At 45.5% G+C, this 21732-nt stretch carries 23 protein-coding genes; 22 read left to right on the plus strand and 1 reads right to left on the minus strand.

The features are described from left to right. Window positions 1-79 precede the first annotated feature (79 nt). From ftsY to AC58UW_RS05425, 14 genes are all read left to right on the plus strand, one after another. Window positions 80-1066 (plus strand): signal recognition particle-docking protein FtsY, encoded by a 987-nt coding sequence (ftsY, locus tag AC58UW_RS05360; RefSeq protein ID WP_497419659.1) that lies wholly within the window; start codon window positions 80-82, stop codon window positions 1064-1066. A gap of 153 nt (window positions 1067-1219) precedes the next feature. Continuing rightward, the gene (locus AC58UW_RS05365) at window positions 1220-1570 is read left to right on the plus strand and encodes a putative DNA-binding protein (protein ID WP_497419660.1); all 351 of its coding nucleotides are present in this window, start codon (window positions 1220-1222) and stop codon (window positions 1568-1570) included. A 25-nt stretch (window positions 1571-1595) separates the two neighbouring features. Then, window positions 1596-2954 carry a signal recognition particle protein gene (gene ffh, locus AC58UW_RS05370; RefSeq protein WP_497419661.1) on the plus strand — a complete coding sequence of 453 codons (1359 nt, stop codon included), beginning with the start codon at window positions 1596-1598 and terminating at the stop codon, window positions 2952-2954. A gap of 36 nt (window positions 2955-2990) precedes the next feature. After that, the gene (gene rpsP / locus AC58UW_RS05375) at window positions 2991-3263 is read left to right on the plus strand and encodes a 30S ribosomal protein S16 (protein WP_029195333.1); all 273 of its coding nucleotides are present in this window, start codon (window positions 2991-2993) and stop codon (window positions 3261-3263) included. A 26-nt stretch (window positions 3264-3289) separates the two neighbouring features. Then, window positions 3290-3520, plus strand: a complete 231-nt coding sequence (locus tag AC58UW_RS05380) for a KH domain-containing protein (RefSeq protein WP_163942413.1) — start codon at window positions 3290-3292, stop codon at window positions 3518-3520. A gap of 83 nt (window positions 3521-3603) precedes the next feature. Continuing rightward, the gene (gene rimM, locus AC58UW_RS05385) at window positions 3604-4119 is read left to right on the plus strand and encodes a ribosome maturation factor RimM (protein ID WP_497419662.1); all 516 of its coding nucleotides are present in this window, start codon (window positions 3604-3606) and stop codon (window positions 4117-4119) included. Continuing rightward, window positions 4116-4868, plus strand: coding sequence for a tRNA (guanosine(37)-N1)-methyltransferase TrmD (gene trmD / locus AC58UW_RS05390; RefSeq protein ID WP_497419663.1), 753 nt, complete (start codon window positions 4116-4118; stop codon window positions 4866-4868). Before rimM ends, trmD begins: the two co-directional genes overlap by 4 nt. 168 nt (window positions 4869-5036) lie before the next feature. Further along, a complete protein-coding gene (gene rplS, locus AC58UW_RS05395; RefSeq protein WP_127458434.1) occupies window positions 5037-5378 on the plus strand; it encodes a 50S ribosomal protein L19 in 342 nt (113 codons plus the stop codon). A 92-nt stretch (window positions 5379-5470) separates the two neighbouring features. Beyond that, window positions 5471-6097 carry a signal peptidase I gene (gene lepB / locus AC58UW_RS05400; RefSeq protein ID WP_497419664.1) on the plus strand — a complete coding sequence of 209 codons (627 nt, stop codon included), beginning with the start codon at window positions 5471-5473 and terminating at the stop codon, window positions 6095-6097. Window positions 6098-6108: 11 nt separating this feature from the next. Then, entirely contained in the window at window positions 6109-6972 is an 864-nt protein-coding gene (gene ylqF / locus AC58UW_RS05405; RefSeq protein WP_497419665.1) for a ribosome biogenesis GTPase YlqF, read from the plus strand. 138 nt (window positions 6973-7110) lie between these two features. Further along, a complete protein-coding gene (gene rnhB / locus AC58UW_RS05410; RefSeq protein WP_497419666.1) occupies window positions 7111-7758 on the plus strand; it encodes a ribonuclease HII in 648 nt (215 codons plus the stop codon). A 48-nt stretch (window positions 7759-7806) separates the two neighbouring features. After that, on the plus strand, window positions 7807-9609 hold the full coding sequence (locus tag AC58UW_RS05415; protein WP_497419667.1) for a TP0910 N-terminal domain-containing protein: 1803 nt from the start codon (window positions 7807-7809) through the stop codon (window positions 9607-9609). Next, complete coding sequence (locus AC58UW_RS05420) at window positions 9606-9920, plus strand: EscU/YscU/HrcU family type III secretion system export apparatus switch protein (protein WP_497419668.1); 315 nt, start codon at window positions 9606-9608, stop codon at window positions 9918-9920. The genes AC58UW_RS05415 and AC58UW_RS05420 overlap by 4 nt, the downstream gene beginning before the upstream one ends. After that, window positions 9920-10297, plus strand: coding sequence for a YraN family protein (locus AC58UW_RS05425; RefSeq protein ID WP_497419669.1), 378 nt, complete (start codon window positions 9920-9922; stop codon window positions 10295-10297). The genes AC58UW_RS05420 and AC58UW_RS05425 overlap by 1 nt, the downstream gene beginning before the upstream one ends. Window positions 10298-10342: 45 nt before the next feature. Here the strand turns inward: AC58UW_RS05425 and AC58UW_RS05430 are convergent, their stop codons facing one another. Further along, window positions 10343-11914, minus strand: coding sequence for a YifB family Mg chelatase-like AAA ATPase (locus tag AC58UW_RS05430; protein ID WP_497419670.1), 1572 nt, complete (start codon window positions 11912-11914; stop codon window positions 10343-10345). 193 nt (window positions 11915-12107) lie between these two features. On the opposite strand from AC58UW_RS05430, the gene AC58UW_RS05435 reads away from it, so the two are divergent. From AC58UW_RS05435 to hslU, 8 genes are all read left to right on the plus strand, one after another. Continuing rightward, window positions 12108-12365 (plus strand): hypothetical protein, encoded by a 258-nt coding sequence (locus AC58UW_RS05435; RefSeq protein ID WP_497419671.1) that lies wholly within the window; start codon window positions 12108-12110, stop codon window positions 12363-12365. 325 nt (window positions 12366-12690) lie between these two features. Further along, the gene (sucC, locus tag AC58UW_RS05440; RefSeq protein ID WP_145656506.1) at window positions 12691-13851 is read left to right on the plus strand and encodes an ADP-forming succinate--CoA ligase subunit beta; all 1161 of its coding nucleotides are present in this window, start codon (window positions 12691-12693) and stop codon (window positions 13849-13851) included. Between the two features lie 50 nt (window positions 13852-13901). Continuing rightward, on the plus strand, window positions 13902-14834 hold the full coding sequence (sucD, locus tag AC58UW_RS05445) for a succinate--CoA ligase subunit alpha (RefSeq protein WP_497419672.1): 933 nt from the start codon (window positions 13902-13904) through the stop codon (window positions 14832-14834). 115 nt (window positions 14835-14949) lie between these two features. After that, the gene (gene dprA / locus AC58UW_RS05450; RefSeq protein WP_497419673.1) at window positions 14950-16041 is read left to right on the plus strand and encodes a DNA-processing protein DprA; all 1092 of its coding nucleotides are present in this window, start codon (window positions 14950-14952) and stop codon (window positions 16039-16041) included. Window positions 16042-16110: 69 nt separating this feature from the next. After that, window positions 16111-18213: a type I DNA topoisomerase gene (gene topA / locus AC58UW_RS05455; protein ID WP_497419674.1), complete on the plus strand. Its 2103-nt coding sequence runs from the start codon at window positions 16111-16113 to the stop codon at window positions 18211-18213. Between the two features lie 12 nt (window positions 18214-18225). Further along, window positions 18226-19542, plus strand: coding sequence for an FADH(2)-oxidizing methylenetetrahydrofolate--tRNA-(uracil(54)-C(5))-methyltransferase TrmFO (gene trmFO / locus AC58UW_RS05460; RefSeq protein ID WP_497419675.1), 1317 nt, complete (start codon window positions 18226-18228; stop codon window positions 19540-19542). Window positions 19543-19740: 198 nt separating this feature from the next. Further along, window positions 19741-20295 (plus strand): ATP-dependent protease subunit HslV, encoded by a 555-nt coding sequence (gene hslV / locus AC58UW_RS05465; protein WP_497419676.1) that lies wholly within the window; start codon window positions 19741-19743, stop codon window positions 20293-20295. A gap of 38 nt (window positions 20296-20333) precedes the next feature. Beyond that, entirely contained in the window at window positions 20334-21731 is a 1398-nt protein-coding gene (gene hslU / locus AC58UW_RS05470; RefSeq protein ID WP_497419677.1) for an ATP-dependent protease ATPase subunit HslU, read from the plus strand. Window position 21732 lies beyond the last annotated feature (1 nt).

The raw sequence follows: 21732 nt of genomic DNA on the forward strand, positions 1-21732 counted from the left end.
TAAGTGATGTTATTTTTAAATCTTGACAAACGCGCTCGTCCCAATGGGACGACGAAGTTGTTTATCCTTGGGAGGAACTATGAGTTTTTTTAAACGGTTAAAAGAAAGCATTTCGAGCAAGGCCGAAGCGGTAACAAATAAGTTCAAAGAGGGACTATCGAAAACGAGAGATGTGTTCGTGGAGCGTGTCGATGACTTATTTAGCCGCCGCAAAAAGATTGATGAAGATTTCTACGAGGAACTGGAAGAAATTCTGATTGGCGCGGACGTAGGTGTTAACACAGTTCTTAAGCTCATTGATCAGCTTCGTGCAGAAGTGAAAAAACGCAAAATTGAAGATCCCGCAGAACTGCAGCCAATTCTTTCCGAAAAATTGATCGAGCTTCTGAAGGGTGACGCCGATGCAGGTTTGAATTTAAACCCTAATGGTTTATCGGTTATCTTGTTTGTTGGTGTCAATGGGGTTGGGAAGACGACAACGATCGGTAAAATGGCACACATGTTCAAATCCCAAGGGAAGAAAGTGCTCATGGCTGCTGGCGACACGTTCCGTGCCGGAGCGATTGAACAGCTGGAGACTTGGGGTGAGCGTGTAGGCGTTGACGTCATTAAGCAGCAATCGGGAGCTGACCCTGCTGCGGTTATGTATGATGCTGTGCAAGCAGCCAAAACCCGCGGCGTGGATATTTTGCTCTGTGACACAGCAGGTCGCCTGCAAAATAAAGTTAATCTGATGGAAGAGCTGAATAAAATTTACCGTGTTATTCAGCGCGAGGTGCCAGATGCTCCTCATGAGGTCATACTTGTGCTTGACGCAACGACCGGTCAGAATGCGCTCAGCCAGGCTAAGCTATTCGGTGACAAAACCGGTCTGACCGGATTAGTGCTCTCCAAACTTGATGGGACAGCCAAAGGTGGTATCGTTGTGGCGATTCGTCAGGAATTATCGCTGCCAGTGAAGTTTGTCGGTCTCGGAGAGAAAATGGATGACCTTCAGCCATTCGATTCCGAGCAGTTCGTTCATGCCTTATTTGGCAAATGGATTGGCGAACAAAAAGAAGAATAATGGGAGAAATTCTCCTCTGCCGCTAGTCGGATAGAGGGGGATTTTTTTGTTTAAGAACTGACAAGGTAAAACGCTTGACATTCATCCTGGAATTCAGTATGATAGGTTCTGTTGTGCTGGTGTCAAGGGTGCAACCTTTACGGAGGTGGATTCATGACTGTCGATCAAATGCTTGCGAAAACAAATCGCATTAATCTGCTATTTGATTTCTATGAACCACTTTTAACCGAGAAGCAGAGAACGTTCCTTCAATTGTATTTTCATGATGATTACTCGCTCGGAGAGATCGCCGAGAATTTCGAAATAAGCCGCCAAGCGGTGTATGAACATATAAAACGAGCAGAGTTAACTTTACAGGAATATGAAGCTAAACTGCATCTGTTACATAAGCATGAACAACGTATGAAGCTGCGCACAGGGCTGGATCACATGCTAGATAGCTGCGAACCAGAGCTAAAGAGGAAAATGACAGAGCTTTTTGATACAATGATAGGGATCGATTAAGAAGTCCAAGCAGGAGGTGAAGCGCATGGCATTTGAAGGATTAGCAAACCGATTACAGAACGTATTCGGCAAGCTGAGAAGCAAAGGTAAGCTGACGGAAGAAGATGTAGGCGAAGCGCTTCGCGAGGTTAGACTCGCTCTGCTTGAAGCGGACGTTAACTTTAAAGTGGTGAAAGACTTTATTGCTAAGGTGAAAGAACAAGCTATCGGACAAGATGTACTGAAGTCCTTTACACCAGGCATGGTCGTTATCGATATTGTTAACAAAGAGCTCACAGCATTAATGGGTGGCACACAGAGCAAGCTTGCTCGCTCCAATCGTCCGCCGACTGTCATTATGATGGCGGGCTTACAAGGGGCAGGTAAAACAACAACGTCCGGTAAACTGGCCAAGTTGCTCCTTAAGCAGAATCATAGACCGCTGTTGGTTGCGTGTGACATTTATCGTCCTGCGGCAATCAAACAGTTAGAAGTTCTTGGTGATCAGTTAAAAGTGCCTGTTTTTTCACTAGGAGATCAAGTAAGCCCTGTTGAAATTGCAAAAGCAGGACTTCAACATGCGAAAGATAACGGCAATGATTATGTGATCATTGATACTGCGGGTCGTCTGCACATTGATGAGAACTTGATGGATGAATTGAAAAATATTCGTTCCGTTGTTGAACCTGATGAAATCTTGCTTGTTGTCGATGCTATGACGGGTCAGGATGCTGTCAACGTAGCTGAGAGTTTCCATCAGCAGTTGGAACTCACAGGTGTCGTACTAACCAAATTGGATGGCGATACCCGCGGTGGCGCGGCGTTATCTGTCAAGGCGGTTACAGGTTGCCCGATTAAGTTCGTAGCAAGCGGCGAGAAGATGGACGCGCTGGAACCATTCTTCCCGGATCGTATGGCGTCAAGAATTCTTGGCATGGGCGATATGCTTACTTTGATTGAGAAAGCCCAAGCCGGTATTGATATGGATAAGGCGAAAGAAATGGAGCGCAAAATGCGCAACGCCGAATTCACTTTCGAGGATTTCCTTGACCAAATGGAGCAAGTGAAGAAGATGGGGCCGCTGGATCAGATTCTGGAGATGCTGCCAGGCGCCAACAAGATCAAAGGCATGAAAGATATGAAAGTCGACGACAAACAGATGGCGCGTGTTGAAGCGATTGTGAAGTCGATGACCAAGGAAGAGAAACGCAAGCCTGAACTCCTTAATGCAAACCGTCGCAAACGGATTGCACTAGGCAGTGGTAACTCGGTTCAAGAGGTCAACCGTTTCATTAAGCAGTTCGATGATATGCGCAAAATGATGAAGCAGTTTTCAGGCATGATGGGGCCCAAAGGCGCCAAAGGCATGAAGAAGTTAGGCAAGGGATTTAAATTCCCCTTTTAAATAATGCTTTTTATTCTAAGTAGGAGGTGATTTTTCATGGCAGTACGTATTCGTCTTAAACGTGTAGGCGCTCATAAAGCTCCTTTCTACCGTGTGGTGGTTTCGGATTCCCGTTCCCCGCGTGATGGTCGTTTTATCGAAGAAATCGGAACTTATAACCCGATCGCAGAACCAGCAGCTGTAACCCTTGATGAGGAAAAAGCGCTGAAATGGCTTCAAACTGGCGCTCAACCGTCCGATACAGTTCGCAGCCTGTTCTCCAAAGCAGGTTTGATGACTAAGTTTCACGAGCTGAAATTGCAGAAGTAATCTGTTATCTTTCGGAGGGTGGGTTCATGAAGGATCTTATCACCGTTATTGCTAAGGCTCTTGTTGATCATCCGGAAGAAGTACGTGTCACTGTCGTGGAGAAGGATGACAAAATTGAGTACAGGCTGTCTGTTCACCCCGACGATGTCGGTAAAGTGATCGGGAAGCAGGGCAAGATTGCGAAATCGCTCCGTACAGTCGTCACGTCAGCAGCAGTGAAAGAAACGAAGCGGGTAGCCGTTGAAATCGTTTCATAAGAAACTAGGTTAGGATTCAGTTCCTAGCCTTTTTCTTATATGGTCTTGAAAGGTAAATTATAGTGGAGGTTGGGCAAGCGCAAATGACCGAGAAACTAATAACTGTTGGTTTAATCGCAAATACCCACGGGATTCGTGGGGAATTGAAAATAGTTCCAGAAACAGATTTTCCAGAACGTTTTGACAAAGGGAATACATTAATCATTGTTGATCCTCAAAATAAGCAAACGTCGGTGACGGTTCAAACCTCCCGCTTACATAAAAATGTATTTATCGTCCAATTTGCGCAGTTCAGCAATATTAATGAGGTTGAGAAATACAAAGGTTCACTGCTAAAAATCGAAGCTAAGAATCAACAACCCTTGGAAGAGGGAGAATACTATTACCATGAGATTATTGGCTGTAAGGTCGTAACGGAGGAAGGCCAAGAACTAGGGCTTGTTTCTGAAGTTTTGACGCCCGGCGCCAATGACGTTTGGGTTGTGGACTTGCCCAAGGGCAAACAGTTGCTGCTTCCTGTGATTGATGATGTGATCCTGGATGTGGACATTGCTGATAAAACAATCCGGATTCATTTGATGGAAGGACTAATGGAATGAGAATCGATGTATTGACCTTGTTTCCAGAAATGTTTGATGGGGTATTTTCGTCGAGTATTTTGGGGAAAGCTCGTGACAAGGGAATTGTTAGTCTAAACACCGTGAATTTTCGGGAGTACTCCAATAACAAACATAATACGGTCGATGATTATCCGTACGGCGGTGGCGGAGGAATGGTCCTAAAGCCAGAGCCGATATTTGCTGCAGTGGAGGATTTGCCTAAGCATCAAGGGGCTGAGCAAGAACCAGCGAAGCCGCGGGTCATTCTTATGTGTCCGCAGGGTACGCCTTACTCGCAGAAAATTGCCGAAGAACTCTCGAACGAAGAGCATCTCGTGTTTATTTGCGGTCACTATGAGGGCTACGATGAACGGATTAGGCAGTACCTAGTGACCGATGAGCTGTCAATAGGTGATTATGTATTAACTGGCGGAGAATTGCCTGCTATGGTCGTTATAGACAGCGTAGTAAGGCTGCTGCCTGGTGTGCTGGGCAATGAGATGTCAGCGGTGACGGATTCGTTCTCCACTGGCCTGCTGGAGTACCCGCATTATACGAGGCCAGCTAAGTTCAGGGAATGGGAAGTGCCTGACATGCTTTTATCAGGACATCATGAGAACGTGAAGCGCTGGCGCCGTAAGGAATCCATCCTCCGTACCCTTGAGCGCCGCCCTGACTTGCTGGAAGGAAGAGATTTGTCCAAAGAAGAAAAGGTTTGGATCATGGAATGGAAAGAGAAAAACAAATGAAGTAGCCCCCAAAAACTTCTCTATTGAATTTCCTTTCCGTCTATGATAATATATATTCTGTTGTGAATTTTTCAACAGTTCGAGTCTGGTGGTCCTCTACGCATAACAGCTAAGACATACAATGTAGATAAGCGGAATGAACACCTGTGTGGAAGGAGGGAGTCAACTATGAATCTTATTCAAGAGATTACGAAAGAGCAACTCCGTACGGATATTCCTAATTTCCGTCCAGGAGACACACTTAAAGTACACGTAAAAGTTATCGAGGGTACACGTGAGCGTATTCAGCTGTTCGAAGGTGTTGTTATTAAACGCCACGGCGGTGGAATCAGCGAAACGTTTACAGTTCGTAAAATTTCTTACGGTGTGGGTGTGGAAAGAACTTTCCCATTCCATTCTCCGAAGATTGAGAAGATTGAAGTGGCTCGCCGTGGTAAAGTTCGTCGTGCGAAACTTTATTATCTGCGTGGTCTTCGTGGTAAAGCAGCAAGAATCAAAGAAATTCGATAAGAAAACGGGGGGCTTGTTTAGGCAAGTCTCCTTTTCATTTTTGTAGGGCAGTCTAATACATATAACCAAAACTGGAAAAGAGGCAATCAGTGATGGAACAGAATGAGCAAGATCAGCCTAGAGTAAGCTCAGTAACGACCGCGGAAACAACATCTGTAAAACCTGCAAAAACAGCAAAAAGCGAAACATGGGAATGGATCAAAGCGTTAGTAATCGCGGGAGTGCTCGTTATTATCATTCGCTGGTTCCTGTTCTCACCTTTCATAGTCGACGGTGATTCCATGCGTCCGAATTTTTCTACCGGTGAACGACTCATTGTCAATAAAATTGTTTATGACATTCGCGCCCCGAAACGGGGAGAAGTTATCGTTTTCCATGCACCTGAGGGGAAAGATTACATTAAGCGTGTTATCGCACTCCCAGGGGAAACCGTTAAGGTAACAGGTGATAAAGTTTTTATTAATGGTCAAGAGATCGATCAGCCATTTATCAAGGAAGCCATCGAACAAGCGAACAAAGAAGGACATGCGTATAATACATTGTCTGATTTCCCAGAAACGAAAGTACCAGATGGGGAGCTTTTTGCAATGGGGGATAACCGACCGAACTCGAAAGATAGCCGTGCTAAAAGTGTAGGCTTCGTTCCATTCGAAAAAGTCGTTGGCCGTGCAGAAGTCATTTTTTGGCCGCTGAACAAAATTAGTTTTATACATTTTTGAGGTGAAATAGAATGACCATTCAATGGTTTCCCGGTCACATGACCAAAGCTCGAAGACAGATTGAAGATAAGCTGAAGCTAATTGATGTCGTCATTGAGCTCTTGGATGCCCGCGTACCGCTCTCCAGCCGGAACCCGATGGTAGATGAAATTTTGAAGGGCAAACCTCGGTTGGTCCTTTTGAATAAGAACGATTTGGCGGATCCTCAAGTGACAGCTCAGTGGGTTAAGTATTTTGCAGATCAAGGACTGCCTGCTTTGCCAATTGATGCTGCTACTGGCACTGCGACCAAAGAAATTTTACCGCGCGTAAAACAGCTGTGGGCACATAAAATTGAACGTCAGCTTAGCAAAGGGATTAATCCTCGTGCTGTAAGGGCGCTCATCGTCGGTATTCCGAATGTTGGGAAATCAACGCTCATCAATCAGTTGGCGGGTAAAAAAATCGCAGCAACCGGCGATAAACCGGGCGTTACCAAAGGTCAACAGTGGATTAAAGTCGGAACTGAAATGGACTTGCTGGATACGCCTGGAATTTTGTGGCCGAAATTTGAGGATCAATTGGTTGGTCAGCGTCTTGCAGCGACCGGTGCGATTAAAGAAGAATTGTTACATTTAGATGAAATTGCGCTTTTTGTTGTTCGCTACATGGTTGAACATTATGGTGCAGCTCTTCAAGAGCGATTCGGAGTAACCGATCTTCCGGAGGATATGGAGAATGTGCACGAAGTGGTCAAGGTGATGGAAGCAATCGGTCGGAAGCGCGGAGCCATCGTAAGTGGTGGTAAAGTGGATCTAGATAAAGCTTCCTTGATTATCATCCGTGATCTACGAGCAGGTAAAATGGGGCGTATTTCTTTGGAAAAGCCTCAGTAATCGTATGAACTTAAATAGCCACTTCGGACCTAGCTGATAAAAGCGGGACCGGAAGTGGTTTTTTTGCTGAAGAAAATGGGTATAGCTTGACGAAGCGGCAATCCCTTATAATGATGAGATGGAAAGGGGCGAAAGTCATTGCTGGAGCACGAAAAAGAAGTTTGGGAGCAAGGATTCAGCCTTGTTGCCGGGATCGATGAAGTAGGAAGAGGTTGTTTATTCGGTGATGTCGTTGCGGCTGCCGTGATTCTTCCTCAAGGATATGTATTAGAAGGGGTAAATGATTCCAAGAAACTCTCTGAGAAAAAACGGGATGCCCTCTATGAACAAATTAGGAATGAAGCCTTAGCTGTAGGGGTTGGCATCGTTGATGTTGATAAGATTGAAGCTATTAATATTAAGCAAGCAGCAAGGTTGGCTATGAAGCAGGCCGTCGAGCAGTTAAGCCAGGTGCCGGATTATTTGCTTGTGGACGCCGAAATCGTAGATTTGGATATTCCACAAACGGCTATTATACATGGGGATGCGCTCAGTCAATCTATTGCAGCAGCGTCGATTATCGCCAAGGTGACGAGAGATCGGATGTGCGCAGATTGGGATGAACAATATCCCGAGTACGGACTTGCGGTACATAAAGGTTATGCGACAAAGCACCATAGAGAGATGCTTTTGCGTTATGGTCCGACGGCTCTCCACCGTAAATTATTTATTCGCAAAGTGATGGCGCAGCTGGAAGAGAAAGAATCGCAGCCGCAGTCTGAACAATTGGAGCTGGACTTCATCTGATTTCATCTTATTAAGAAATAGCGAGAAACAGCCGATAAATATACATAAGTGTTAGAAAGACTTGAGGTGAACGGGATGAACATCAGTGGATTAATTCGCAGCTTGGTGGGTGATTTAACCGCTTCGGATAGCAAGGTGCTTGAATTAAAAGTAGGTCAAGTTGTGAAAGGCATCGTTCTTCAACTGTTAAGCGATCAAGAAGCACTACTTAATATAAGTGGCGTACAGGTCAGAGCCAAGCTGGAAACTCCTCTTAAGCAAGGAGATGTGACTTACCTGCAGGTTCAACCGGAATCAAGCGGCGGACAAGTTCTGTTAAAGCCGTTGACGGCATCGGGTGTACAGATTACAGAAGATTCTCTCGGTGATCTCCTTAAGGCCTTCTCAGTTAAGGATACGGCAGGCAATCGGCAAATGGTTCAGCACATGCAACAAGAAGGCGTTCCTGTATCCAAGGAAACTGTGAAAGCTTTTGAAACTTTGATGAAGAGCGTGCCTGAAGGCGTGAATAAGGAACAATGGGCGCAAGCTGCTGTTCTAGCCCATAAAAAGGGATTGCCCCTTACACAGGAGACGGTAGGGGCTTTGAGACAAGTTACTTCCGGTCCTCCCGTCGGGAAGGTGCTGGAACAGCTAGAGCAGCAGGCTGCGATTTTGCTCGAGCAGGAGCCGCAACATCCCGCTGCCGACACCGCGAAGCAGGTCGTCGCGCTGTTGAAAGAGCTGCGGGCTTCCGCCGCAGCTGTCTGGCCCGCGCGGCCGCCGGAGGCGCCGGCCGCGGCTGCGGCTTCGCCAGCTGCTTCGCAGGCTGGCGCAGGCGGCACGGCGGCTCCCGCAGGGCCGCCGTCAGCTACACCGGGCAGCGCGTCTGTGGCCGCTGTCGTAACCGCTCCGCCCGCAGCTGCAGCAGCGGGCGTGGAGCTTGCCGCCGCCCCGCCGCAGCCGGCGGCGGTGCCAGAGGCTCAGGCGCGCAGCGCTGAGCCATCGAGAGAAGGTGAACCGCCGGTGGCGGGTTCGCCCGTACAGCAGCCGCCTGCGAAGCAGAAGGCGGCGGAGCCGCTAGAGGCGCGCAGCAGCGCGCCTCAGGCGCTAGAGGCTGATCCAGAGCCTAACTGGATCAGCAAGATGCTCAAAGCCGTCGGCGTTGAGCATGAGGCTCATCTGGCAGCGAAGCTGGATGAGCGCGGAGAGGTCATGCAACGCGGCCGACTTCAGAAGGACGATCAGCAGCCGAGCCTGATCGCCATGGCTTCCCAGCAGGATGATACGGCTAAGCCTGCTGCTGCTGAGACATTGAAGAGCCTGCTTATGCAGCTCACAGCCTCGGATGATACGCCAGCGCCTCTTCGAGAGGCGGCGCAGCAAGCGGTTGGGCAAATCACGGGTCAACAGCTGATGTTGACTGGCGACAAATCCGCCATGTTTGCCCATATGACCTTATTTGTTCCTTTTATGGATGGAACAGGTCAGCAATCTGCAGCGATTCATATACAGTCCCGCAAAGGCAAACGCGGAGAAGTAGATGCAAGCAACTGTCGCTTGTTATTCGATCTACAAATGAAAGTCATGGGAAATACATTAGTCGATGTTCATGTCGTAAATAAGATTGTTTCATTGACGATCCATAATGATCATCCGGCATTAACGCCTATGATGGAAGAGTCCAAGGAAGAAATAACATCGGCGATGAACAAGGCGGGGTATCAGTTTATTTCATTGAAGTGTTCACCTTATCCACAGCCTGTAATAAACGAAGATGAAGGGAAAGTGAAAGGCGTTAAAGATGGTCGAGCAGATCTTCGCTCGCTTTACCTCCCACAAACGTACAAGGGGGTAGATTTTCGGGCATGACCAAGCAAAGGAATACAGCTGGAACACCTGAACCCACGCCGATCAAAAAGGCAGTGGCACTTCGTTACTCGCCTGAAGCACAGAAAGCTCCTACCCTAATTGCCAAAGGTAAAGGGCACGTAGCTGAAGCTATACTACAAAAAGCCAAGGATAACGGAATTCCTGTTCAAGAAGATTCTTCATTAGTTGAAGTATTATCCAAGCTGGACCTAGATCAGGAAATTCCTCCTGAGCTATATCAGTTAGTGGCTGAAGTGCTAAGCTTTATCTATCGATCAGATAACCGGATGCGGTCCCAGAGGGACAGGTAATGAAGGGACAAGAGAAAGATAACAGAAAGCAGCTCGGTAAACTTGGCGAAGATGCAGCGGAAGCATTTTTAAGCAATAATGACTATCGGATCTTAGAACGGAACTGGCGCTGCCGCACGGGAGAACTGGATATCATTGCAGAGCAAGCAGGTACACTCGTATTTATTGAGGTCAGAACAAGACGTACTACTGGTCGCTTTGGGCTCGCCAAAGAATCCGTTGATATCCGTAAGCAATTGAAAGTAAGAGAAACAGCTCAATTTTACCTGCATCGCTTTCAAAAATATGAGAACTCCGTTCGCTTTGATGTCATTGCCGTCGAAATATCCTTGGACGGAGCAGCGCCTCAAATTGAACATATCCAAGGAGCCTTTTGAGCCCGATCGTAGAAAAGACGAACGGGGCAAAGGCTCTTATTTGCGTCATCCTTCCTGCTCTTTTTGCTGCTTATCGAGATTCCGATATTGGATGGCCTCTGCTAGGTGATGAGACAGAATACGATCACTCTCCTCTAAATCTGCAATCGTCAGAGCTAAGCGGAGAATCCGGTCATGGGCTCTAGCACTCAGCCCAAGCGCCTCAAAGGATGCACTCAACAGCTGCTCGCCTTCAGCAGTTAAATGGCAAATTTGCCTCATTCGGTTACCACTTAATTCATTATTATGCTGAATGCCAGTACCTGCATAGCGCTCCAGCTGTCGCTGATGAGCAATTAATACTCGCTCCAGCATTTCCTTCGAAGATAAAGGATTATTTATCGTATGTTCCTTTAGCTGAGCATAGCTAGGTTTAGGCACCTCAACATGAAGATCGATACGATCGAGCAGGGGGCCGGATATTTTGGAACGGTACTGAACGATTTTCGCGTATGAGCAGATACAGGCATTTGCTTCGTTTTCTGCTCCATAATAACCGCAAGGGCAAGGATTCATAGCAGCAGCTAAGATAAACTGAGAAGGAAATGTGTAGACGGCTCGTGCCCTAGCTATTGTAACGTAGCGCTCCTCCAGTGGCTGTCTAAGGACCTCCAGTGCATTTCGTGTAAACTCTGGAAGCTCGTCCAGAAATAGAATTCCTCGGTGAGCTAGGCTGACTTCGCCTGGTTTCGGTAGGGTTCCCCCTCCGACCAGCCCTGCGGCTGAGATGGTGTGATGCGGAGCTCGAAATGATCGAGTGCGCATCAGCGAGGACCGGTCTATGAGCTTGCCTGAGGCGCTGTATATTTTGGTGACCTCAAGTGATTCATGATCCGACATAGGTGGTAAAATGGAAGGCATGCGTTTTACAAGCATGGTTTTGCCGGTTCCGGGCGGGCCGATTAAAAGAATATTATGCATGCCTGCAGCAGCTATCATCAGCGCCCGTTTGACTTGATGCTGCCCATTTACATCTGCATAATCTTCGATATCATGACGAGTAATCAAGGAATTTGTCGAATATTCATTCTGGCTAATCGTATTAGAATTAAATAGATATTCTTGATGAGAATGCCGGTTCCAATTCTTAAAATCTGAGAGATTTGTTATTCCGCAAACTTCCACGCCGTCAATTAGTGCAGCTTCAGAGGCATTGGAGAGAGGGACGCAGACTCGGTTGATGCCTAACTTTTTCGCAGCATGCGTCATAGATAACACGCCTGGAATAGGTCGGAGTGACCCGTCCAATGCTAGTTCCCCCAAAAATAAGGTCATCTGCAAGGATTCACTGCTTACCTGGCCTGTTGTTAGTAGAATGGCAACAGCAATTGCTAGATCGAAAGAGGAACCCTCTTTACGCAAGTCTGCTGGTGCTAGATTCACTGTGATACGATCCATCGGGAAAGTAAAACCGCAATTTTTGATAGAGGTACGAACCCTCTCCACAGATTCCCGGATGGCGGAGTCCGGAAGCCCCACCAAATTCATTTGAGGTAAACCGCTTGAGATGTCTACCTCAACTTCGATTGTTCTTCCTTCAATTCCATGCAAGCAGGCGCTCCAAACTTTGCCGTACATACAATAAAACACCTTCCTCTCCTTAATAGAGCAGCAGATTGAACTACTGTTCATGAGGATAAAAGGTGCTTCCTTATTGATCCGTTTAATTCCCTCTATTGTATATAAAATGGAAAATTTTCGCAATCTATAATTGGATTTTGAACGTTTTAAATAAAGTCAATATGCACATACTGGTAGATGAGGTGATGATATGCAGGAGAAGCCGTATTTTTGTCCAAACTGCCGTTCTAATCGTATCAAATTTAACGTAATTACCAGCTATGCGCAGTCGTTTCTGAAGGATGCTCTTTCCGGCAATATAACGGAATTCAATGATCCTGATGCAATTCCTGAGGAAGAGCCGATGATTCAGTGTCTTGTCTGCAGTTTTACAGGAAATGAGATGAGGTTTATTAAACAAGCGGAGCGCGAACCGCGAATGAATACTCCGACGACGCCACATTATTGACAAATAAAGAGGTAGACGTATTTTTCAAGTTATGAGAAATACGTTTTTTTTATGAACATTTTTGTCATTTAATCACAGATTAGGGCGTTTGAAGGCTGTAAGTGATAGCTAAAGTTTTTCAGCGTGAAAGGAAAATTTGAATGAATTAACGAAAAAAATAAGGAAACTGTCGAAAATTAGTGATACAATGGTTAGGGCTTGTGAAGAAGTGTGATACTAATTCCGGCAGCAAGATTTATTTCGTGCACAACACACATAGGAAATTACACTTTTTCCTCTGTATAGCACGTATAGAAAGTCCATACTGATAGGAGGATTTTAGGAAATGAATATCCATGAGTACCAAGGCAAAGAAGTCCTGAGACAGTACGGAGTCAGCGTTCCTAACGGGAAAGTTGCTTTCACCGTAGATGAAGCTGTTGCAGCTGCAAAAGAACTCGGAACATCCGTCGTCGTAGTTAAGGCGCAAATTCATGCCGGAGGTCGCGGTAAAGCAGGCGGCGTTAAGGTAGCTAAAAACCTCGACGAAGTTCGTACATATGCTAGCGAAATTCTTGGCAAAGTGCTTGTCACTCACCAAACAGGTCCTGAAGGTAAAGAAGTTAAACGCCTTTTGATCGAAGAAGGTTGTGACATTAAAAAAGAATATTATGTTGGTGTTGTTGTTGACCGTGCTACAGGCAGCGTCGTTTTGATGGCTTCTGAAGAGGGCGGTACGGAAATTGAGGAGGTTGCTGAGCATTCTCCTGAGAAAATTTTCAAAGAAGTAGTAGATCCTGCGATTGGTCTTCAATCTTTCCAAGCTCGTAGACTTGCCTACTCAATCAACATTCCTAACGAACTGGTTAACAAAGCAGTTAAATTCATGCTTGCGCTTTACAAAGCGTTCGTAGAAAAAGATTGCTCCATCGCTGAAATCAACCCATTGGTTGTTACTGGTTCCGGCGACGTTATGGCTCTTGATGCTAAATTGAACTTCGATTCTAACGCTCTATTCCGTCATAAAGACATCGTTGAACTTCGCGACCTTGAAGAGGAAGATGCGAAAGAAATTCAAGCTTCCAAATATGATCTGAGCTACATTGCTCTTGACGGTAATATCGGTTGTATGGTTAACGGCGCAGGACTTGCGATGGCTACTATGGACATCATCAAGCACTACGGCGGAGACCCTGCTAACTTCCTTGACGTAGGGGGCGGTGCTACGAAAGAGAAAGTGACAGAAGCATTCAAAATCATCCTGTCCGATGAGCAAGTTAAAGGGATTTTCGTAAACATCTTCGGCGGTATCATGCGTTGTGACGTAATTGCTGACGGTGTTGTTGCTGCGGCTAGAGAACTTGGTCTGTCCCGTCCGCTTGTTGTTCGTCTTGAAGGAACAAACGTGGAACTTGGTAAAAAGATTCTTAACGAATCCGGCTTGAACATTGTTGCGGCTGACTCCATGGCAGACGGTGCTCAAAAAATCGTTGCACTTGTGAAATAAATGAAACCCGTGCGGTTTTTAAATAATATAGGGGATGTGAACAAAAGATCATGAGTATTTTGGTCAATAAACATACAAAAGTCATTACTCAAGGGATTACCGGCGCTACGGGTTTGTTTCATACCAAAGGCGGTCTTGAATACGGCACACAAATGGTTGGTGGCGTAACCCCAGGTAAAGGCGGAACAAAAGTAGACATCACACTGGAAAACGGTGAGCTAGTTCAACTTCCAGTTTATAACACAGTAATCGAAGCTAAAAATGCAACTGGTGCAACAGCATCTGTTATTTATGTACCTCCTGCTTTTGCAGCAGAATCCATCATCGAAGCCGTTGACGCTGATCTTGATCTCGTTATCTGTATCACAGAAGGTATTCCGGTTCTTGACATGGTTAACGTGAAGCGTTACATGGAAGGCAAGAGAACGGTTCTAATCGGACCTAACTGCCCAGGCGTAATCACACCAGGCGAGTGCAAAATCGGTATCATGCCAGGTTACATCCATACACCAGGTCACGTAGGTGTTGTTTCCCGTTCCGGAACTCTAACATATGAAGCGGTTCACCAATTGACAACTCGCGGTATTGGACAATCTTCTGCTGTTGGTATCGGTGGAGACCCTGTAAAAGGTTCTGAGTTTATCGATATCCTCAAACGTTTCAATGAAGATCCGGACACTTATGCTGTCATCATGATCGGTGAGATCGGTGGAACAGCAGAAGAAGAAGCGGCTGAGTGGGTTGCTGCAAACATGACGAAACCAGTTGTTGGTTTCATCGGCGGTAAAACTGCGCCTCCAGGAAAACGTATGGGCCATGCTGGTGCGATCATTTCCGGTGGTAAAGGTACTGCAGCTGAGAAAGTGGCAACTATGGAAAGATGCGGAATCCGCGTAGCGGCTACTCCATCTGAAATGGGTTCAACGCTTGTTAGCGTGCTTGAAGAAAAAGGCATGCTTGACAAAGTTATCACAAAAAAATAGTCTCATCTTTTCGAAGGTAAGCAACCTTCCATCTCCCTTAATCAGGGATTTGGGAGGTTTTTTGTTTTTCTAGCTTTGCAAAGATTTGTCATTCGAGTAAGGAGTGTATATACTTATGGATAATCGAATCATTTTATTTGGCCTTCATGAACTTGAAGGGGTCGGCTGGAAAACCATGCTTCAGCTCGTTAACCGTTTCCCAGACATGCAAGTTTTGTTTGAACTCTCCGCAGCGGAAATTGCTGCTCAAGGTATTCGTGCTTCCGTAGCAGAACGAATTGCCTCGCGATTTACTCATACATTCATTGAGGAGAAGCTTCAATTATATATGAAGCAATCCATTCAAATTCTTACGATTTTGGATGACGAATACCCTCAAATATTGAAAGAAATTGCGCAGCCCCCTTGGGTTTTATATGTAAAAGGTAATTCTGCCATACTGAATGGACGACTCCTAGGAATGGTAGGTACCCGTACCCCAACGCTTTATGGGAAAAAGATTGCAGAGGAATGGGCAGCTGCTCTTTCGCGAGCCGGATTCGGTATCGTCAGCGGGCTAGCTAGAGGAATTGACAGTAAAGCTCATATCGGCGCTTTACAAGGAAAGTCAAAGACGGTAGCTGTTCTTGGTTGCGCTATCAATCAGATCTACCCACGTGAGAATGCTTTATTATTTCGAAATATTGAGCAAGAAGGAGTTATCATTTCTGAGTATCCTATTGGTATAGGGATGAAGCCTGGTATGTTTCCGCAGCGGAACCGCATTATAGCGGGATTGTCATTAGGAGTCACAGTTGTTGAGGCAGCTGAGGACAGCGGATCGCTGATAACAGTAGAGTTTGCTCTCGAGGAGTCACGGGATGTATTCGCTATTCCGGGACCCATTAATTCCCGTGTAAGCAGTGGTGTTCATAGGCTTTTAAAGGATGGCGCTAAATTAGTTACACGTGTGGAAGAGATTGTAGACGATTACAACTATATGATCAGTTCCGATGAAAAGCGTGCTTTAAACAAGCCGCTGACATTATTTTCGCTTTCGGATGAGGAAGGCGAAATTTTTCGTAAGTTGTCGAATGAACCCATTTCGATTGATGCCCTAATGGAGGACGGACAATTTACGTTTGGACATTTGCATGGAGTTCTGTTATCTTTACTATTGAAAAAGGCGATTAAACAGCTTCCAGGTTCTACCTACATCCAAGCATAGGCTATTCAAGGAGTTTTTCTTCTCGCCAATAGACTTAACCTTGAAATTAAGAGGGGAGGAAGGACGATCATGGCAGATTCATTAGTGATTGTTGAGTCACCAGCTAAAGCCAAAACCATCGGCAAGTATTTAGGCAGCAAATTTATCGTAAAAGCCTCGATGGGTCATATTCGCGACCTTCCGAAAAGCCAAATTGGCGTTGAAGTAGATCGTAACTTTGAGCCTAAATACATAACTATCCGTGGTAAAGGTTCTATATTAAAAGAGTTAAAAGATGCTAGTAAAAAAGTGAAAAAAATATATCTCGCAGCTGACCCGGATCGTGAGGGTGAAGCGATTGCCTGGCATTTAGCGCATTATTTGGATGTTGGTGCAGATGAGCTGTGCCGTGTTGTATTTAATGAAATTACGAAAGATGCTGTGAAGGATGCTTTCAAAACACCTCGCCGCATCAATCAGGATCTTGTTAACGCACAGCAGGCTAGACGGATATTGGATCGACTTGTAGGTTATAAAATAAGCCCTTTACTTTGGAAAAAAGTGAAGAAAGGTTTATCGGCAGGCCGTGTACAGTCGGTCGCGGTTAAACTGATTCAAGATCGAGAGAATGAAATCAAAGCCTTTGAACCTGAAGAGTACTGGTCCATTACAGCTCTGTTGGATGCGGGAAAAGCAGGGTTCGAAGCGAAGTACCACAGCATTAACGGCGAGAAGAAAGAACTGCACTCGCAAGAGGATGTTAACGAGATTTTGGCCGCAATGGGCAACGGGAAGTTTACCGTCAAAGAAGTGAAAGAGAAAGAGCGTGGGCGTAACCCGTCTCCTCCATTCATTACGAGCTCCATGCAGCAAGAAGCGGCACGTAAATTGAACTTCCGGGCGTCCAAGACGATGTCAGTGGCGCAGCAGTTATATGAAGGAATAGACTTGGGGAAAGAAGGTACGGTTGGTTTAATTACGTACATGCGTACGGATTCAACACGGATTTCACCTGTCGCCCAAGAAGAAGCTAGAGAGTTTATTCAGACGAAATACGGTGCAGCATTCTATCCAGAAACACCCCGTGTCTACACGAAAAAGAATGCAAACGCACAAGATGCGCATGAAGGAATCAGGCCTACCTCAGTGCTCCGTGAACCTGAACAATTGAAAGAATTCCTTAGCAGAGATCAATATCGTCTCTACAAACTCGTATGGGATCGTTTTGTTGCAAGTCAAATGTCATCCGCCATCTTGGATACGATGACTATCGATTTGACCGCAGGTGAAACGGTATTCCGGGCGAATGGCTCCAAAATGAAGTTTGCCGGCTTTATGAAGGTTTACGTTGAAAGTAATGATGATGGAACGACAGAAGAAGATAAATTGCTTCCGCCGTTATCCAAAGGCGATGTTTTAGACAAACAAAGCATTGACCCCAAGCAACACTTTACTCAACCGCCTCCACGGTATACGGAAGCCCGTTTAGTGAGAGCTCTCGAGGAAATGGGCATAGGCCGGCCAAGCACGTATGCACCGACGCTAGAAACGATACAGAAGCGTGGTTACGTTGCGATCGAAGAGAAAAAATTCGTTCCTACTGAGTTAGGCGAGCTTGTCATTCAACTAATGCAAGAGTTCTTTCCAGAAATTCTCGATGTTGAGTTCACAGCCCATATGGAAGAGGAACTTGACTTTGTAGAAGAAGGTAAAGAGGATTGGGTAAGAGTCCTGGATACTTTCTATACTTCCTTTGAGAAACGGCTTGAATTTGCCGAAGAAGAAATGAAGGAAATTGAAATTCAGGATGAAGTATCTGATGAGATCTGCGAGAAATGCGGTAAGCATCTTGTTTATAAAATGGGACGCTTCGGTAAGTTCTTGGCATGCTCCGGATTCCCGGAATGCCGTAATACGAAGCCGATCATTAAAGATATCGGCGTCACATGCCCAAGCTGCCATACAGGTAAGATTGTAGAACGCAGAAGTAAGAAGGGCAGAGTATTCTACGGCTGTGATCAATATCCAACTTGCGATTTTGTCTCATGGGATAAACCGGTTAATAAGCCTTGTCCAGTTTGCAGCTCGATGATGATCGAGAAAAGAAGTAAGAATGGCATCAGTATTCAATGTACGAAATGCGACCATAAAGAAGAAGTAAATGAAGATCAGAACGACGATATGAAAGATTAGAGGTGTCCGATTTTGCCAGAATACCCAAGAGTAACAGTCATCGGAGCAGGACTCGCTGGGAGTGAAGCAGCTTGGCAGATTGCACGTCAAGGTGTCCCTGTTACTTTATACGAAATGCGTAATGTCCGTAAAACTCCAGCTCACATAACAGATCAGTTTGCAGAGCTGGTATGCAGTAACTCCCTTAGATCCAATGGTTTGACGAATGCAGTTGGCGTATTGAAAGAAGAGATGAGACGAATGGACTCCTTGATTCTCTCTTGCGCAGACCAGCATGCTGTGCCGGCAGGTGGAGCGTTAGCCGTTGACCGTGATGGGTTCTCACAAGCTGTTACACAAACACTGCGGAACCACCCGCTAATTGAGGTTATTAACGAGGAAGTTCAAGTTTTGCCGGAAGGCATCACCGTGGTAGCCTCCGGTCCGTTAACTTCGCCAGATTTGTCTAGCCAACTTAAAGGACTGATGGGTGAGGAATACTTATACTTCTATGATGCAGCAGCACCGATTATAGAGAAAGATTCCATTGATATGAATAAAGTTTACCTAGCTTCTCGTTATGACAAAGGTGAGGCAGCCTACCTCAATTGTCCGATGACAGAAGAGGAATTCAATGTTTTCTACGAAGCCTTAATAACGGCAGAAGTAGCAGAACTTAAGGAATTCGAAAAAGAGATCTATTTCGAAGGCTGCATGCCCTTAGAGGTAATGGCCAAACGCGGTAAGCAGACGGTGTTGTTCGGGCCAATGAAGCCTGTGGGTCTGATTAACCCGCACACTGGAAAGCTGCCACACGCCGTCGTACAGCTTCGTCAAGATAATGCCGCGGGAACATTATATAACTTGGTTGGTTTCCAAACCCATTTAAAATGGGGCGAGCAAAAACGTGTCCTGTCTTTGATTCCTGGTTTGGAACAAGCAGAGTTCGTCCGTTATGGTGTGATGCATCGCAATACTTTTATCAATTCACCGAAGCTTCTTGAGCCGACTTACCAGTACAAGCATCGTGAGAATCTGTTTTTTGCAGGACAAATGACAGGTGTTGAAGGTTATGTGGAATCTGCTGCATCAGGTTTAATTGCTGGGCTTAATGCAGGTCGATTAGCAAAAGGGCAACCTTGCTTGGTGCTTCCTGAGGAAACAACATTAGGCAGCATGGCTCATTACATTACGACAGCTGACTTTAAACACTTTCAGCCGATGAATGCCAATTTCGGATTACTTCCACAACTTCCGGAACGAATTCGGAACAAAAAAGAAAAATACGAGAAGCTCGCTAATCGGGCAATCGAGAGTATTCAGAATTTTTCGAAAACAATAACTGAATAGGTTGTAATGTCACTATTCAGTGTGTTACTATAATAATGTTTTGAATTATTATTCATTCGTTTTCTCATACATGTACCTCTAGATGCGGTCTAATTTGTGAAATTGACCTCGCTAGAGGTTTATCTCTTTTTATTAGGTCGAAACCAAGTCAAGATTTTGTTTACACGGTGTATGATTCCATTGGAGGGGTGAGAAGAGATGGATGCTAGTCAAGCGCAATTTCATGCGACAACTATTTTTGCCATTCGTCATCAAGGAAAAGGCGCAATTGCCGGAGATGGTCAGGTCACTTTTGGCAACAGTATGATTATGAAGAGCAGTGCCAAAAAGGTGAGGCGTTTACATAGAGGGAAAGTTATCGCAGGTTTTGCAGGATCAGTAGCCGACGCGATTACCCTTTTTGAAAAGTTTGAAGGCAAGCTAGAAGAACATCATGGTAATTTACAGCGTGCAGCCGTCGAACTCACGAAGGATTGGCGTCAAGATCGCGTATTACGTCGTTTAGAAGCGATGATGATTGTTATGGATGCTACTGGTTTATTGCTTCTTTCAGGCAATGGGGAAATTATTGAACCGGATGATGGCATTCTGGCGATTGGTTCTGGCGGCAGTTTCGCATTGGCGGCTGGAAGGGCCTTACATCGTCATGCACCAGCACTAAGTGCCAAAGAGATTGCACATGCTGCACTTACAACAGCTGCTGAAATTTGCGTGTTCACGAATCATAACATTATTGTCGAAGAAATCGAGTAAATCAGAATTGATACGCACTTTTTTAGGAGGGTACCCGAATGGCAAACAGCTCCCTAACACCTAAACAAATTGTACAGGAATTAGATCGATACATTGTAGGTCAAAAGAAAGCAAAGAAATCAGTTGCTATTGCTTTGCGGAATCGTTATCGGAGAAATCTGGTGGATGAAGCCATGCGGGATGAGATTGTTCCCAAAAATATTCTGATGATTGGACCAACAGGTGTAGGTAAGACTGAGATTGCCCGCAGATTAGCTAAATTGGTTGGAGCACCTTTTATTAAAGTAGAAGCAACCAAATTCACAGAAGTAGGTTATGTCGGTCGTGACGTTGAATCCATGGTAAGAGATTTAATTGAAACCTCTATTCGTATGGTTAAATCGGAACGCATGGAAGCTGTGAAAGACCGTGCAGAGATGTTAGCTAATGAGCGAATTGTTTCTTTATTGGCGCCGAGTCCATTGCGCACGAAATCGCAGCGCAATCCGTTTGAAATGTTGTTTGGAGGCCAGAATCAACCCGAGCAGGAAGAGAGTGCGCCTGATCCAAATCTAGCGACTAGAAGGGCCCAAATCGCAGATCAATTGACTAGTGGTAAATTAGAAGGCGAGATTGTTGAAATTGAAGTGGAAGACTCTTCACCTTCCATGTTGGATATGCTTGCGGGACAAGGAAACGAGCAAGCCGGCATGAATATGCAGGAAATGTTTGGTAGTCTGATGCCCAAAAAAATGAAGAAGCGCAAGCTTCCTGTGAAGGAAGCAAGAAAAGTTCTAACACAAGAAGAAGCACAGAAATTGATTGACATGGACGATGTTATCCAAGAGTCTATTCATCGCGCTGAGCAGTCGGGCATCATATTTATCGATGAAATCGACAAAGTAGCCAGCAGTTCCCGCGGAGGAAATGGTCCGGATATTTCCCGTGAAGGTGTACAGCGCGATATTCTCCCTATCGTTGAAGGTTCTACCGTTGTGACCAAATATGGACCCGTGAAGACGGATTATGTCTTATTCATTGGTGCTGGGGCTTTCCATATTGCAAAGCCCTCAGATTTGATCCCGGAGCTTCAGGGGCGTTTTCCTATTCGTGTAGAATTGAGTGATTTAACGCTTGAAGATTTTGTTTCTATTTTGAAGGAACCTAAGAATGCACTAACGAAACAGTACACGGCTTTGTTACAAACGGAAGGTATAACAGTTGAATTCGCTGAGGAAGCTATTCATGAAATAGCTCGAATCGCGGTAGAAGTCAATCAGAATACGGAAAATATCGGAGCACGTCGTTTGCATACGATCTTGGAGAAATTACTTGAGGATCTTTCCTTTGAAGCGCCTGAAATTACATTGGAATCTTTCGTAATCAATCCGGAATATGTACGCGAAAAGCTTAGCGGAATAGTTCAAAATAGAGACTTGAGTCAATACATTTTATAAT

This window comes from Paenibacillus sp. J22R160, from assembly GCF_059692135.1.

Coding starts and splice junctions, on each gene's coding strand:
- ftsY (WP_497419659.1), top strand. CDS start 80: ATGAGTTTTTTTAAACGGTTAAAAGAAAGCATTTCGAGCAAGGCCGAA.
- AC58UW_RS05365 (WP_497419660.1), top strand. CDS start 1,220: ATGACTGTCGATCAAATGCTTGCGAAAACAAATCGCATTAATCTGCTA.
- ffh (WP_497419661.1), top strand. CDS start 1,596: ATGGCATTTGAAGGATTAGCAAACCGATTACAGAACGTATTCGGCAAG.
- rpsP (WP_029195333.1), top strand. CDS start 2,991: ATGGCAGTACGTATTCGTCTTAAACGTGTAGGCGCTCATAAAGCTCCT.
- AC58UW_RS05380 (WP_163942413.1), top strand. CDS start 3,290: ATGAAGGATCTTATCACCGTTATTGCTAAGGCTCTTGTTGATCATCCG.
- rimM (WP_497419662.1), top strand. CDS start 3,604: ATGACCGAGAAACTAATAACTGTTGGTTTAATCGCAAATACCCACGGG.
- trmD (WP_497419663.1), top strand. CDS start 4,116: ATGAGAATCGATGTATTGACCTTGTTTCCAGAAATGTTTGATGGGGTA.
- rplS (WP_127458434.1), top strand. CDS start 5,037: ATGAATCTTATTCAAGAGATTACGAAAGAGCAACTCCGTACGGATATT.
- lepB (WP_497419664.1), top strand. CDS start 5,471: ATGGAACAGAATGAGCAAGATCAGCCTAGAGTAAGCTCAGTAACGACC.
- ylqF (WP_497419665.1), top strand. CDS start 6,109: ATGACCATTCAATGGTTTCCCGGTCACATGACCAAAGCTCGAAGACAG.
- AC58UW_RS05420 (WP_497419668.1), top strand. CDS start 9,606: ATGACCAAGCAAAGGAATACAGCTGGAACACCTGAACCCACGCCGATC.
- AC58UW_RS05425 (WP_497419669.1), top strand. CDS start 9,920: ATGAAGGGACAAGAGAAAGATAACAGAAAGCAGCTCGGTAAACTTGGC.
- AC58UW_RS05430 (WP_497419670.1), bottom strand. CDS start 11,914: ATGTACGGCAAAGTTTGGAGCGCCTGCTTGCATGGAATTGAAGGAAGA.
- AC58UW_RS05435 (WP_497419671.1), top strand. CDS start 12,108: ATGCAGGAGAAGCCGTATTTTTGTCCAAACTGCCGTTCTAATCGTATC.
- sucC (WP_145656506.1), top strand. CDS start 12,691: ATGAATATCCATGAGTACCAAGGCAAAGAAGTCCTGAGACAGTACGGA.
- sucD (WP_497419672.1), top strand. CDS start 13,902: ATGAGTATTTTGGTCAATAAACATACAAAAGTCATTACTCAAGGGATT.
- dprA (WP_497419673.1), top strand. CDS start 14,950: ATGGATAATCGAATCATTTTATTTGGCCTTCATGAACTTGAAGGGGTC.
- topA (WP_497419674.1), top strand. CDS start 16,111: ATGGCAGATTCATTAGTGATTGTTGAGTCACCAGCTAAAGCCAAAACC.
- hslV (WP_497419676.1), top strand. CDS start 19,741: ATGGATGCTAGTCAAGCGCAATTTCATGCGACAACTATTTTTGCCATT.
- hslU (WP_497419677.1), top strand. CDS start 20,334: ATGGCAAACAGCTCCCTAACACCTAAACAAATTGTACAGGAATTAGAT.